Below are 13,031 nucleotides of genomic sequence, written 5' to 3' on the forward strand. Positions count from 1 at the left end.
CCATGCCCTCAGCCTCCCGGCGTAGCAGGATGGCGCTGCTTTGGCTTTGGCTTTGAGCTTCGAAAAGCGGGCCGGCGGGCCGCAGGCCCGCCAGCGAACAACTCACCCTGCCACGATGTACTGCTGCAGCTGATCCAGCTCGCGCCGCTGCGCATCGATCACCGACTTCACCAGGTCGCCGATGGAAATCACCCCCAGCACCTGTGCGCCCTCCACCACCGGCAGGTGGCGGATGCGGTAGTCGGTCACCAGCTGCAGGCAATGCTCTACCTGTTCGCCCGGCGAGACCGTCACCACCTTCGCCGTCATGATCTCGGCCACCGCCGTATCCCGCGACGAACGATCACGCAGCACGATCTTGCGCGCGTAATCGCGCTCCGAAAGGATCCCGACCAGCCGCGGACCGTCCATCACCAGCACCGCGCCAATGCCCTTTTCCGCCATCAACCGGATCGCATCGATCACCGCCGCATCCGGCGCGACCGCATGTACTTCAGGAGACTTGCCGTCCAACAGTTGCCGTACCGTGGTCATCTGCCTGCCCTCCGAGGGTGGGTTGCAGGGCCGAGTCTGCCACGGCGGATGCTAGCCAGGCGTCAACCAGGTACAACGGGCGCTGCTTGGATTCCTCGTACAGCCGTCCCAGGTACTCGCCGATCAGGCCCAGCGCGATCAACTGCACCCCGCCCAGGAACAGGATCACCGCCATCATCGTCGGCCAACCCGCCACCCGGTCACCGTACAGGGCCGCCTTGGCAATCACCCAAACGCCGAATACGAAGGCCACCGCCGCCGTTGCCAGGCCCATGTAGGTCGCCGCCCGCAGGGGAACGGTCGAGAACCCGGTGATGCCCTCCAGCGCGAAGTTCCACAGCCGCCACAGGCTGAACTTGCTGGAGCCGGCCACCCGCGCGTGACGGTGGTAGGGCACAGCAATACGCTTGAATCCGACCCAGCTGAAAAGGCCCTTCATGAAGCGGTGGCGTTCACGCATCTCGCGCAGCGCACTCAGCGCGCGTGGCGACAACAGGCGGAAATCACCGGTGTCGGCAGGGATCGGCGTGCGTGACAGGCGGCCGATCACCCGATAGAACGCCGCCGCCGTGGCGCGCTTGATCCAGGCTTCGCCATCGCGGGCCATGCGCGTGCCATAGACGTTGTCATGGCCCTCGCGCCAGCGCGCAACGAACTGCGGCACCAGTTCCGGCGGGTCCTGGCCATCGGCATCCAGGATCATCGCCGCGCCGTCGCGCACCAGATCCAGGCCGGCAGTCAGCGCGGCCTCCTTGCCGAAATTGCGCGACAGCTTCAACGCCGATACGCGCGCGTCGTCCTGCGCCAATCCTGCGATCACCTGCCAGGTACCGTCGTGGCTGCCATCGTCCACATACAGGATGTGGCCATCGATGTCGGGCATTCCGTCCAGCACCGCACACAGGCGGGGATGCAGGCACGGCAGCGCCTGCTCCTCGTTGTAGGCGGCGATGACGACAGTAAGGCGTTCGCGGTTCATGCCCGGATTGTACGTTGCCTGCAGGTGCATGGCCTGCCGCCCCGAGGGCAGGTGTCCTCAGTCTTCCGACAGGTAAGCCGCGCCGCCCAGCTGCCGTGCCTGGCGCTGGATCCATGCCGCGCGCCGCTGCACGTACGGCCCTGGCTTTGCCGCGTTGTAGCGCCGCGGTGCCGGCAACACCGCCGCCAGCCGTGCACTCTCGGCCGGACTCAACCGGGACGCATCCTTGCCCCAGAACGTCTGCGCCGCCGCCTGCGCGCCATAGACGCCATCGCCGAACTCGGCGATGTTGGCGTACATCTCCAGGATCCGTTCCTTCGGCCACAGTGCTTCGATCGCCACCGTGTACCAGACTTCCAGGCCTTTGCGGATCCAGCTGCGGCCCTGCCAGAGGAACAGGTTCTTGGCGACCTGCTGGCTGATCGTGCTGGCCCCCCGCAGGCGTCCGCCCTTGGCGTTGTGGTCGCGGGCCTTCTCGATGGCCTGCAGGTCGAAGCCATTGTGGTCGGGGAAGCGCTGGTCCTCCGCGGCCACCAGCGAGATCGGCAGGCTCGCTGCCATCTGGTCCAGGTCGCGCCACTGGTAATGCAGGCGATAGGACCAGTCGGCCTCCCCCAATGCCTCGCCATAGCGCCACAGCATGACCGTGGATACCGGCGGGTCGATGAACCGCAGCACCAGTACCTGCAGGCAGCTGAAAGCGGCCAGCAGCAGCGGCAGCCAGAGCAGCCGTTTCCAGCGCCAGCGCCTGCGGCGCGGGACTTCCGCGATGGCCTCCACCTTGTGCTGCTCTCCCCCTGCCCCCATTACTGGTGCATCCTTCTTCTATCCGGTTGTCGGCGCATTATCCGGCAACCGCCCTCGTTTACGCGCGATGTGAGCCGATGACCGCCAACCCCGATTCCCTGATCCGCTTCCTGCTTCCCGACGCTGGCGTCCGTGGCGTCCACGTGCGCCTGCAGGCGACCTGGCAGGAGATCCTGTCCCACGCCGAGTACCCGGATACCGCCGCCGAACTGCTCGGCGAGGCCTGCGTGGCCTCGGCGCTGTTCACCGGCCACACCAAGATCGATGGCCGCCTCTCGATCCAGCTGCGCAGCAGCACCGCGCTGCGCACCCTGTTTGCCGAGTGCACCGCCGCCGGTACCCTGCGCGGCATCGCCCAGCTCAGCGACGGCGCCGATGCGCCGCGCGACCTGTCCAGCCTGGGTGATGACGCCCTGCTCGCGATCACCATCGAGAACCCGGGCCTGGACCCGCGCGAGCCGCAGCGCTACCAGAGCCTGGTCGCGCTGACCGCACCGGAGCTGGACGAGGCCTTCGAGGACTACTTCCGCCAGTCCGAACAGCTGCCGACCCGCCTGCTGCTGGCCGCCGACCGCAACGGCGCCGCCGGCCTGCTGCTGCAGAAGCTGCCGGGTGACGAGGGTGACGAGGACGGCTGGGCGCGTGCCAGCGCCCTGTTCGAGACCCTGGGCAAGGCCGAGCTGCTGGCCACCCCGGCCGAGCAGTTGCTGCACCGCCTGTTCCACGAAGAGAAGCCGGAACTGATGGGCGGCAAGCCGCTGTCCTTCGCCTGCTCCTGTTCCCGCGAGCGGGTCGCGTCGATGCTGCAGTCGCTGGGCGAGGACGAGGCCCGTGCCGCAGCCGCGGACACCGGCGCCGTCGAGGTCCGTTGCGAATTCTGCGGGCGGGAGTATCACTTTCCTTTGACGGAGTTCGGCATACTGTTCCACGGTGCCGAGGGGACTGTACCGGCGCCTGAACGGCTTCAGTAAACGGCTTGTCTTGCATCTGGGGGGATCAAGGCTTGTTAAGAATTCATAAACACCCTAGGATCAAGTTCCCGTCTCCGCGGGAACTTCCGTTGTCCGTCCCTGTCTGAACTGGTCCGATGCGTACCTTCCTGCGTCTACCGCTGGCCCTGCTGATCGCCCTTGGCGCGATCACGGGCGTGCACGCGCAGAGCAAGGACACCCGGACCGTGCTGCCGGTATGGAACAAGGGCAGCGGCAAGGTCGAGGCCCTGCTGTACCTGGAGCCCACCGGTGAACAGGCCGCCGGCGCCCGCTGGCACTTCGGCCGCAACTCACTGGATGCGGCCTTCGGCCTGTCCTCCGGCGATTCGCTGGGCCTGCTCTGCAACAGCAGCAGCGGGACCAGCATGAGCGGCCTGGCCAGTCACTGCATGCTGGCCAGCCTGGGTGACGACGACGACCTCAACAGCCGCCGCTTCACCGGTACCGCTGCGCTGAACCGCGGCAGCAGCCGTCTCGGCATCACCGCCGGCACCGGTCGTGAAACACTTCCGGCGTGGCTGTCCGGCCCGAACAAGACACCCTCGCTGCGTGCCGAGCAGAACGATCTGACCGTATTCGCGCAGAAGAACATCGGCCGCGAGGGTTTTGTCTCGATCGCCGGTACCTACGCCAAGGCCCGCCTGGTACCGCTGGCCGATGCCGCACCGTCCATCGTCGACCGCTGGGACAGCAAGAGCCTGAGCATCGGCGCCGGCTACGGCAACTTCACCGGCAGCATCATCGGCCGCGTGATCGACGTGCCGGGCAAGCCCGGCAAGTGGGAGGGCCTGGGCATCGGCCTGACCTGGCGTACCCCGTGGTCTGGCCAACTTACCGTTGGCGCCGAGAACGTGATCAGCCGCGGCAAGAATCCGTTCTCCCCGCGCAATGAAAGCAATGACGACGGCACCGTGCCGTATGTGCGTTACGAACAGGATCTCTGACCCCACCTCCTGGGTCTTCTTGAAGTGACTTCTCCCGGGCGCCGAAAGGCGCCCGTTGCGTATGCGCGTTCGTGATACACGCAGAGCGCTTTTCGACGAATTGGATACCGCGCAATTCACATCGACACACTGCGATACACATCAACGGAAACTTTTTTCGTCACTTTGCGCTAACAAACGAGACAGAGTGATGTCGCCTGCGATTCAACCCCTTGATTTCGTGCATCAATTTTCATTTTTACCAAAATCATAGACTTGATTAACGCAGCTTTAATTCTTGGCGAACGCCCGCTACTATCGGCTCAGCCTCGCGATTTGGGAGCGCTTTTCGCTCCCCCGCCGGGCATTAACCCAGCCAAGATTTCTTGGAGAGAGAGAGCCAATGAATTTCCAGTCCAACAAGCTGCGCGATGCCGTTCTGGTCGCGCTCGTTGCCGGTGTGGCGTCCACTGCCACCGCCCAGGCCCAGGAAGCGACCAACCTTGACCGCATCTCGGTCACCGGTTCGCGCATCAAGAGCACCGACATCGAAACCTCGCAGCCGGTCCTGAGCCTGACCCGCGCCGACATCGAAAAGCAGGGCGTGACCTCGGTCGCCGACATCCTGCAGCGCGTTGCCGCCAACGGTGCCGCCCTGAACCGTACGTTCAACAACGGCGGTGATGGTTCGTCCGGCATCAGCCTGCGCAACCTCGGTTCTGCACGCACCCTGGTGCTGGTCAACGGCCGCCGCTGGACCACCGGCCTGGATGGCAGCGTCGATCTGAACACCATCCCGACCGCGATGATCGAGCGCATCGACATCCTGAAGGACGGTGCATCGACCATCTACGGTTCGGACGCCATCGCCGGCGTGGTGAACATCATCACCAAGCAGAACTTCGATGGCGCGGAAGCCAACTTCTACAAGGGCCAGTACAGCGCTGGTGACGGCGAACGCGAAGCGGCCGACTTCACCATCGGCACCACCACCGACCGTGCGTCGCTGATGCTGGGTGTCTCCTACGTGAAGGAAGACAAGGTCATGGCTGGCGATCGCAAGATCTCCGCCGGTGGCCCGCCGTTCTTCGACGGCCAGAGCAGCACCGGCATGCCGGGTTCCTACCTGCGCAACGACAAGCGCTATGTCCAGATCAACGGTGTGGAAACGCCGTTCAACGCCAACGTCCACGGTTACAACACCGCGCCGGACAACTACCTGCTGACGCCGCAGGAGCGTACCTCGCTGTTCGCATCGGGCTCGTACAACATCACCGACAACGTCACCTTCCGCACCGAGGCGATGTACAACGAGCGCAAGTCCGAGCAGCTGCTGGCCGCCATGCCGGTGACCGGCATGGACCTGAGCAAGGACAGCATGTACAACCCGACCGGTGAGGACCTGACCGGCGTCAACCGTCGCTTCAACGAGAGCGGCGGCCGTTCGTTCAATCAGAACGTGAAGAACTGGCACTTCTACGGTGGCTTCGAGGGCTTCTTCGAATTCGCCGACCGCAACTTCGACTGGGATGTCGGCTACCGCTACGACAAAACCGACCAGAACGACCTGACCTACGGCCTGTTCAATCTGTCCAACCTGGAAAACGCATACGGTCCTTCCGAACTTCGTGACGGCGTGCCGGTGTGCGTTACCGCTCCGGGTGGCGACATCAAACCGGGCTGCGTTCCGGTCAATGCGCTGGGTCCGGAAGGCTCGATCAGCCAGGGCGCCATCGACTACACCTCGTTCACCGCCCACGATTCCTCCAGCCTGGTGTCCAAGGGCTACTACGCCAACATCTCCGGTGAAATCGCCCAGCTGCCGGCAGGTGCCCTGGCCTTCGCTGCGGGCTATGAGTACCGCAAGGAATCCGGCCAGTTCGATCCGGACGCCTTCATTGCTGCGGGCCTGAGCACCGGCAACGGTGCCAAGCCGACCAAGGGCAGCTATGACCTGGACGAGTTCTTCCTGGAACTGTCGATCCCGGTGCTGGCCGATCTGCCGGGCGCCAAGCTGCTCGACTTCAGCGCGGCAACCCGCTACTCGAAGTACAGCAACTTCGGCAACACCACCAACAACAAGTTCGGCTTCCGCTGGAAGCCGATCGATGACCTGATGATCCGTGGTAACTACTCGGAAGGCTTCCGCGCGCCGAGTATCAGCAACCTGTATGCGGGCGACGGTGACTCGTTCGAAACCTATGCCGATCCGTGCGCGGCCGCCAACGGCCCGACCGGTGCAGTGCTGGCGCAGTGTATTGCCGAGGGTGTGCCGAGCGGTTTCGTCCAGCCCAACACCAAGGACAGCAAGGACGTTCCGCAATCGGGTGCCGCCCAGACCGCCGAGCCGTTCACCTGGAAGTCCAACCCGAACCTGAAGCCGGAGACCTCAACCAGCAAGACGCTGGGCCTGGTGTGGAGCCCGAGCTTCGTGACCGGCCTGAACGTCACGCTGGACTGGTGGCAGATCAAGATCGAGGACGCCATCACCCGCCCGGCGATCCAGGACATCATGAACTACTGCTACGGCGGCTCGCCGGCAGAGCAGGCAGCCGCCTGCGGCCTGATCACCCGTGACCCGAACTATGGCACTACGGAAGAGCACTACACCATCACCAACGTCAACATGCCGCTGCAGAACCTGGCATCGTACAAGGTGGAAGGTTGGGATCTGGGCATCCTGTACCGCCTCCCGGAGACCTCGATCGGCCAGTTCACCGTCACCCTCGACAGCACCTACCTGAGCAAGTGGGAAACGAAGGCCACGGAAGATTCGCAGGTTGACGGTCGCCAGGGACGTTACCTCGATCAGGATCCGTACTGGCGCATCCGTTCCAACCTGTACGTCGACTGGTCCTATGGTGATTTCGGCGTCAACTACGGCCTGCGTTACAAGTCGGGGATGACCGAGTCCTGCCTGCTGGGTGGTTCGCTGCGCAACTACTGCTCGGATCCCGAGAACCGCGAAAACCACATGGGCGCCACGACCTACCACGACGTCCAGTTCCGCTACAACACGCCGTGGAAGGGCACCATCATGGTCGGCCTGAACAACGTGTGGGACAAGAACCCGCCGGTCTCGTACTCGACCTCGTACAACATGTTCGACCCGCAGTACGACCTGCCGGGCCGCTACATGTACATGCAGTACAAGCAGAAGTTCTGATCGATCCACTGATCAGCTGATGCAGCAACGGCCCCGCAAGGGGCCGTTGTTCTTTGTGCCTCCGGCAATACGTGGATGGCACGCAAGGATGGCACGCAAGAAAAAAGCCGCGGCAGTGCCGCGGCTTTCTCGTGACCAGTACGGCAATCTTCAACCGTTCGGAATCAGCGTCTCGATGAGATGCTCGACATAGGCCTCGAAATCCTCGCGCGCCTGCTTGGGCTGCTGCAGCTGCAGCGACAGCTGCAGGAAGCCGACATAGGCGGCGTAGGCCAGGCGTGCGCGGTGGCGCGCATCGGTCGAGCTGAGCCCTGCCTGGCGGAACGAGGCGATCAGATAGTCGAGGCGGCGCTGCGACACGCGGTCGATCACCGGACGCACCATCGGATGGTCCAATGCCTTCAGCAGCTCGCTGTAGATGATGTGCGGCTGCACTTCATGCGCCACCATCTGGAACAGCTGGCGCAGGCGCACGCGCGGGTCCGGCACGTCTTCCAGGCTGCCGAACACCTGTTCCTGTTCGAACAGTTCCCAGCGTTCCAGCGCAGCCTGCAGCAAGGCGTCACGCGAGGGGAAATGCCAATAGAAACTGCCCTTGGTCACGCCGAGGCGCCGCGCCAGCGGTTCCACCGCAACGGCGCCTACGCCTTGTTCAGCAATCAGGTCGAGGGCCGCCTGGGCCCAGTCTTCGGCACTCAGGCGGCTGTTGCGGCCGGCGCGCGGTTCGCCGGCGGAAGCGTCAGGTTGATTCATGGGCTGATTTAACCATACGCCGGGGTTCGTTGCAGTACGCCGTTGCGGGCGAAACCGTCAAAGGGCTCTCCTGCAGGGCTGCCGCACCGCACCATACGATGCAGTATTGACTTCCCTCACAAGCGATCCATACTAGCAAGTATGGTTACGTCCCCTACTCCCGCTGCGTTCCATGACCTGCACCTGGAGGCGGCCCATGGTGCCCGCCTCGCCGCCACTGCCAGCGACCACGGTCGTCGTGGCCGGGTGCTGTTCGCGCACGGTTTCGGCCAGACCCGTCACGCCTGGAATGCCACCGCGCGTGCCCTATCTGCAGCCGGCCTGCAGACGCTGGCTTATGACGCACGTGGTCACGGCGATTCGGACTGGAATGCCGCCGACCTGCCCTATCACGGCGAACAGTTCGCCGATGACCTGATCGTGCTGGCTGGCGAACAGCCACGCCCGCCGGTGCTGGTTGCAGCCTCGATGGGGGGCCTGTTCGGTCTGCTGGCCGAGTCGCGCTGGCCGGGCCTGTTCTCGGCGATGGTGCTGGTCGACATCACCCCGCGCTGGGATACCGCCGGTGTCGAGCGCATCCTCGCCTTCATGACCGCCCATCCCGACGGATTCGCCTCGCTGAGCCAGGCCGCCGACGTGATCTCGGCCTACATGCCGCACCGTCCGCGCAAATCCGAGCAGTCGCTGCGCGCGCTGCTGCGCGAAGACGGTCACGGCCGCTGGCGCTGGCACTGGGATCCGCGCCTGGTGGCCGAACTGGCCCGCGACAGCGAACAGCACCAGGACGCACTGGCCGAAGCCGCGCGCCAGGTAAAGTGCCCGCTGCTGCTGGTCAGCGGCGGTCGCAGCGACCTGGTCACGCCGCAGACCGTGGCCGAATTCCTGGCGTTGGCGCCGCACGCGCGCCATGTACAGCTGCCGCAGGCCACGCACATGGTCGCCGGCGATGACAACGACGCCTTTACCGCTACTGTGTTGGACTATCTGGACGTGTTGCCCGCAGCAGACGCTGCGGCTTCGTCCGCCACAAACGAGCACGTCACCGGAGCACGCTCATGAGCATCGTTCTTCCCTTCCTCGCCCTGCTGCTGGCAGGCGCGTTCGTCGCCTACCACCGCATGCGGCTGGTTACCTGGACGCTGATCAGCGTGGCCCTGCTGGCCGCCTGCTGGTTCATTCCCTACGTCAACCAGACCGCCACGATCGTCGCAGCCGCTGTATTGGCCGTCATCGCCGTGCCGCTGCTGCTGCCGTTCATCCGCAAGCCGCTGCTGACCGGCCCGATGATGAAGGTGTTCCGCAAGGTGCTGCCGCCACTGTCGCAGACCGAGCGCATCGCGCTGGAAACCGGCTCGGTCGGTTTCGAGGGTGAACTGTTCACTGGTGACCCGGACTGGAACATCCTGCTCAACTATCCCAAGCCGCAGCTGACCGCCGAAGAACAGGCCTTCCTCGATGGCCCGGTGGAAGAGCTGTGCACCATGGTCAACGACTGGGAAATCACCCACGTCCATGCCGACCTGCCGCCGGAACTGTGGGCCTTCATCAAGAAGAACAAGTTCTTCGGCATGATCATCCCGAAGGAATACGGCGGCCTGGGCTTCTCTGCGCTGGCCCACCACAAGGTGATCCAGAAGCTGGCGTCGGTGTCTTCGGTGGTCAGCTCCACCGTCGGCGTGCCCAACTCGCTGGGCCCGGGTGAACTGCTGGTGCATTACGGCACCCAGGAACAGAAGGACCAGTACCTGCCGCGCCTGGCCGATGGCCGCGAAGTGCCGTGCTTCGGCCTGACCGGTCCGTTCGCCGGCTCCGACGCCACCTCGATTCCGGACTACGGCATCGTCTGCAAGGGCGAGTGGAACGGCGAGCAGGTGCTCGGCGTCAAGCTGACCTTCGACAAGCGCTACATCACCCTGGCCCCGGTTGCCTCGCTGATCGGCCTGGCCTTCCGCATGTACGACCCGGATGGCCTGATCGGCGATACCCGCGACATCGGCATCACCCTGGGCCTGCTGCCGCGCGACACCGCCGGTGTTGAAATCGGCCGCCGCCACTTCCCGCTGAACTCGACGTTCCAGAACGGTCCGATCCGCGGCAAGGACGTGTTCATCCCGCTGACCCAGCTGATCGGTGGCGCTGCCATGGCCGGCAAGGGCTGGAACATGCTCAACGAGTGCCTGGCCGTGGGCCGCTCGATCACCCTGCCGTCCACCGCCAGTGGTGGTGCCAAGGCCGGTGCCGCGGTGACCGGCGCCTATGCGCGCATCCGCAAGCAGTTCGGCCTGTCGGTCGGCCGCTTCGAAGGCGTGGAAGAAGCGCTGGCCCGCATCGGCGGCAAGGCCTACAAGATCAGTGCGCTGTCGCAGGCCACCGCCGCGGCGGTTGACCGTGGTGACGTGCCGTCGGTGCCGTCGGCGATCGCCAAGTACCACTGCACCAACATGAGCCGCGAAGTGATCTCGGACATGATGGACGTGATCGGCGGCAAGGGCATCATCCTGGGGCCGCGCAACTTCGCCGGCCGCAGCTGGCAGGCCGCGCCGATCGCGATCACCGTGGAAGGCGCCAACATCATGACCCGCAGCCTGCTGATCTTCGGCCAGGGTGCGATCCTCTGCCACCCGTGGGTGCTGAAGGAAATGAAGGCTGCGCAGGATCCGGATACCCGTGCCGGTCTGCAGGAGTTCGATCGCAGCCTGTTCGGCCACATCCGCTATGGCCTCTCCAATGCCGTGCGTTCGTTCTGGTTCGGCCTGACCGGTGCACGCTTCGGTGCTGCCCCGGGTGACGCCTACACCCGCCGCTACTTCCGCAAGCTGGACCGTTACTCGGCCAACCTGGCGCTGATGGCCGACATCTCGATGATGACTCTCGGCGGCAAGCTGAAGTTCAAGGAATCGCTGTCCGGCCGCCTGGGCGATGTGCTGAGCCACGTCTACATGACCAGCGCCATGCTCAAGCGCTACCACGACGAAGGCGCACCGCAGGCCGACCAGCCGCTGCTGGCCTGGGCCTTCCATGACAGCGTGCACAAGATCGAAGAATCGCTGTCGGCCGCGCTGCGCAACTTCCCGATCCGTCCGATCGGTTGGCTGATGTGGGCGTTGATCTTCCCGCTGGGCCGTCGTGCCGAGGCCCCCGGCGACCGCCTGAGCCGCCGTGTTGCCGCTCTGCTGATGGCGCCGAACGAAGCCCGCGACCGCCTGGCCAGCGGCGTGTTCCTGACCCCGTGCGAGAACAACCCGGGCGGCCGTATCAACAGCTACCTGAGCAAGGCGATCATGGCCGAGCCGGTGGAGCGCAAGTTCCTGAAGGCGCTGAAGAGCAAGGGCATCGAAGCGCTGGACTTCAAGAGCCAGCTGGACGAAGCCGTGGCCGAAGGCGTCATCACCCAGGACGAGCGCAGCCTGCTGGAAGAACTGCGTACGCTGACCCTGGACACCATCACCGTGGACGACTTCGACACCCACGAACTGCGCGCGGCCAGCTACTACGACCGCCAGCACAAGGACCCGCATTCGCAGGCGGCCTGATCGCCCGCGACACGCGTTGCCACGACGGCGGGCCTCGGCCCGCCGTCGCTTTATCCGCCGACCGGAACATCAACCATGTCCATGCCCCTGCTCTCGCTTTACCACCGCCTGCAGCGCTGGCCTGCCGGCAACTGGCTGTTCTCACGCGCGGTGTGCTTCAAGGCGCCCTACTTCGCCAGCATCGCGCCCACCATCACCGCACTGGAGCCAGGCCGCTGCGAAGGCGTGATCCGCCAGCACCGCCGCATCAACAACCACATCGGCACGGTACATGCGATCGCGATGTGCAACCTGGCCGAGCTGGTCGGCGGGGTGATGGTGGACGCCAGCCTGCCGCCAGACATGCGCTGGATCCCCAAGGGCATGGAAGTGAAATACCAGGCCAAGGCCTTGGGCACGTTGAAGGCCGTGGCGACGCCCATGTTGTCCATCGTCAGTGCTGCGGACGGCTACGACCTGCCCGTGAAGGTCAGCGTGACCGATGCGGCAGGGACCGAGGTGTTCCATGCGACCATCGCGATGTGGGTATCGCCGCGCCCTCCGCGCACAGGCTGATCAACCATGACGACCGCTGAACTGCTTGTGCGCCTGGCAGGCATTCACAGCCTGGGGTTTGCCGCCTTCCATCTGGCGTTCTGGCGGCTGTTCGGCTGGAAACGCGAGCTCGCCCAGCTCGGCACGGTCAACCGCGCGATCATGCAGATCCTCAATCTGCGCGTGATCTATGTGTTCCTGGGAATGGGGCTGATCGCGCTGATCTTTGCCCCGGACCTGGTCGGCACTCGTCTGGGGTTGGTCCTGCTGGGTTTCATGGCGGTGTTCTGGGTGGGCCGCGCGCTTGAACAATTCGTCTTCCTGCGCATCAACGACTGGCGCGTACACCTGCTGACGGGCCTGTTCGTGCTGGGTGCGGCGCTGCATGCCGTGCCAATGTGGCTGGGCATCATGCGCGCCATCAGCCGCTGAGCGGCGGCGCCTGCCAGCACGCGCCGACTTCAGAACGCTCGCGACGCCAGCGCCAGAATGGCCGGTACGGCCTGGATCATGAAAATGCGCCGGCTCACGCTGTACGCGCCATAGCACCCGGCCACCACCACGCAGGCCAGCGAGAACGTCACCAGCACCGGCTGATCGATCACCAGCCCCACCACGATGCCCGCCGCCAGGAAGCCGTTGTACAGGCCCTGGTTGGCCGCCAGCACGCGCGTGGTCTCTGCCTTCTCGGGCGTGTTGCGGAAGGTCTTCAGGCCCAGCGGGCGGGTCCACAGGAACATTTCCAGCACCAGGAAGTACAGGTGCAGCACCGCGACCAGCACGGTCAGCAGCAGCGCGATCAGCGACATC

12 protein-coding genes are annotated in these 13,031 nt (G+C 64.9%); 7 read left to right on the forward strand and 5 right to left on the reverse strand.

Annotation, left to right across the window (positions count from 1 at the left end):
- Positions 1 to 102: 102 nt before the first annotated feature.
- The 3 genes from ACZK45_RS16240 to mtgA are packed head-to-tail and all read right to left on the reverse strand — an operon-like array spanning position 103 to position 2,320.
- Positions 103 to 534: a CBS domain-containing protein gene (locus ACZK45_RS16240; RefSeq protein WP_019336409.1), complete on the reverse strand. Its 432-nt coding sequence runs from the start codon at positions 532 to 534 to the stop codon at positions 103 to 105.
- The gene (locus ACZK45_RS16245; RefSeq protein ID WP_032130071.1) at positions 494 to 1,513 is read right to left on the reverse strand and encodes a glycosyltransferase family 2 protein; all 1,020 of its coding nucleotides are present in this window, start codon (positions 1,511 to 1,513) and stop codon (positions 494 to 496) included. The genes ACZK45_RS16240 and ACZK45_RS16245 overlap by 41 nt, the downstream gene beginning before the upstream one ends.
- A 57-nt stretch (positions 1,514 to 1,570) precedes the next feature.
- Positions 1,571 to 2,320, reverse strand: a complete 750-nt coding sequence (gene mtgA / locus ACZK45_RS16250; RefSeq protein WP_478444920.1) for a monofunctional biosynthetic peptidoglycan transglycosylase — start codon at positions 2,318 to 2,320, stop codon at positions 1,571 to 1,573.
- 77 nt (positions 2,321 to 2,397) lie between these two features.
- On the opposite strand from mtgA, the gene hslO reads away from it, so the two are divergent.
- From hslO to ACZK45_RS16265, 3 genes are all read left to right on the forward strand, one after another.
- Positions 2,398 to 3,291, forward strand: coding sequence for an Hsp33 family molecular chaperone HslO (gene hslO, locus ACZK45_RS16255; protein WP_032130068.1), 894 nt, complete (start codon positions 2,398 to 2,400; stop codon positions 3,289 to 3,291).
- A 116-nt stretch (positions 3,292 to 3,407) separates the two neighbouring features.
- Positions 3,408 to 4,256, forward strand: a complete 849-nt coding sequence (locus tag ACZK45_RS16260; RefSeq protein ID WP_049420960.1) for an XOO1806 family protein — start codon at positions 3,408 to 3,410, stop codon at positions 4,254 to 4,256.
- A gap of 382 nt (positions 4,257 to 4,638) precedes the next feature.
- Positions 4,639 to 7,401 (forward strand): TonB-dependent receptor plug domain-containing protein, encoded by a 2,763-nt coding sequence (locus ACZK45_RS16265; protein WP_478444921.1) that lies wholly within the window; start codon positions 4,639 to 4,641, stop codon positions 7,399 to 7,401.
- A 150-nt stretch (positions 7,402 to 7,551) separates the two neighbouring features.
- Here the strand turns inward: ACZK45_RS16265 and ACZK45_RS16270 are convergent, their stop codons facing one another.
- Entirely contained in the window at positions 7,552 to 8,154 is a 603-nt protein-coding gene (locus tag ACZK45_RS16270; RefSeq protein WP_006464233.1) for a TetR/AcrR family transcriptional regulator, read from the reverse strand.
- Positions 8,155 to 8,295: 141 nt separating this feature from the next.
- Between ACZK45_RS16270 and ACZK45_RS16275 the strand changes: the two genes are divergently transcribed.
- The 4 genes from ACZK45_RS16275 (at position 8,296) to ACZK45_RS16290 (ending at position 12,653) form a co-directional block, all read left to right on the forward strand.
- On the forward strand, positions 8,296 to 9,213 hold the full coding sequence (locus ACZK45_RS16275; RefSeq protein WP_032130065.1) for an alpha/beta fold hydrolase: 918 nt from the start codon (positions 8,296 to 8,298) through the stop codon (positions 9,211 to 9,213).
- Positions 9,210 to 11,687, forward strand: a complete 2,478-nt coding sequence (locus ACZK45_RS16280) for an acyl-CoA dehydrogenase (protein ID WP_032130064.1) — start codon at positions 9,210 to 9,212, stop codon at positions 11,685 to 11,687. Before ACZK45_RS16275 ends, ACZK45_RS16280 begins: the two co-directional genes overlap by 4 nt.
- Before the next feature lie 75 nt (positions 11,688 to 11,762).
- On the forward strand, positions 11,763 to 12,242 hold the full coding sequence (locus ACZK45_RS16285; RefSeq protein WP_478444922.1) for a hotdog fold domain-containing protein: 480 nt from the start codon (positions 11,763 to 11,765) through the stop codon (positions 12,240 to 12,242).
- A gap of 27 nt (positions 12,243 to 12,269) precedes the next feature.
- Positions 12,270 to 12,653, forward strand: a complete 384-nt coding sequence (locus tag ACZK45_RS16290) for a hypothetical protein (RefSeq protein WP_260467374.1) — start codon at positions 12,270 to 12,272, stop codon at positions 12,651 to 12,653.
- Between the two features lie 29 nt (positions 12,654 to 12,682).
- On the opposite strand, the gene ACZK45_RS16295 is transcribed toward ACZK45_RS16290, so the two are convergent.
- Positions 12,683 to 13,030 (reverse strand): DUF1304 domain-containing protein, encoded by a 348-nt coding sequence (locus tag ACZK45_RS16295; RefSeq protein WP_125895571.1) that lies wholly within the window; start codon positions 13,028 to 13,030, stop codon positions 12,683 to 12,685.
- Between the last annotated feature and the right edge of the window lies 1 nt (position 13,031).

Source organism: Stenotrophomonas sp. 63632_Sma, from assembly GCF_056482875.1.

Excerpts from the sequence above, each read along its gene's own strand:
- ACZK45_RS16295 (WP_125895571.1), bottom strand. The coding sequence starts at position 13,030 with ATGTCGCTGATCGCGCTGCTGCTGACCGTGCTGGTCGCGGTGCTGCAC.
- ACZK45_RS16285 (WP_478444922.1), top strand. The coding sequence starts at position 11,763 with ATGTCCATGCCCCTGCTCTCGCTTTACCACCGCCTGCAGCGCTGGCCT.
- ACZK45_RS16270 (WP_006464233.1), bottom strand. The coding sequence starts at position 8,154 with ATGAATCAACCTGACGCTTCCGCCGGCGAACCGCGCGCCGGCCGCAAC.
- mtgA (WP_478444920.1), bottom strand. The coding sequence starts at position 2,320 with ATGGGGGCAGGGGGAGAGCAGCACAAGGTGGAGGCCATCGCGGAAGTC.
- ACZK45_RS16275 (WP_032130065.1), top strand. The coding sequence starts at position 8,296 with ATGGTTACGTCCCCTACTCCCGCTGCGTTCCATGACCTGCACCTGGAG.
- ACZK45_RS16260 (WP_049420960.1), top strand. The coding sequence starts at position 3,408 with ATGCGTACCTTCCTGCGTCTACCGCTGGCCCTGCTGATCGCCCTTGGC.
- ACZK45_RS16245 (WP_032130071.1), bottom strand. The coding sequence starts at position 1,513 with ATGAACCGCGAACGCCTTACTGTCGTCATCGCCGCCTACAACGAGGAG.
- ACZK45_RS16280 (WP_032130064.1), top strand. The coding sequence starts at position 9,210 with ATGAGCATCGTTCTTCCCTTCCTCGCCCTGCTGCTGGCAGGCGCGTTC.
- ACZK45_RS16265 (WP_478444921.1), top strand. The coding sequence starts at position 4,639 with ATGAATTTCCAGTCCAACAAGCTGCGCGATGCCGTTCTGGTCGCGCTC.
- ACZK45_RS16240 (WP_019336409.1), bottom strand. The coding sequence starts at position 534 with ATGACCACGGTACGGCAACTGTTGGACGGCAAGTCTCCTGAAGTACAT.
- hslO (WP_032130068.1), top strand. The coding sequence starts at position 2,398 with ATGACCGCCAACCCCGATTCCCTGATCCGCTTCCTGCTTCCCGACGCT.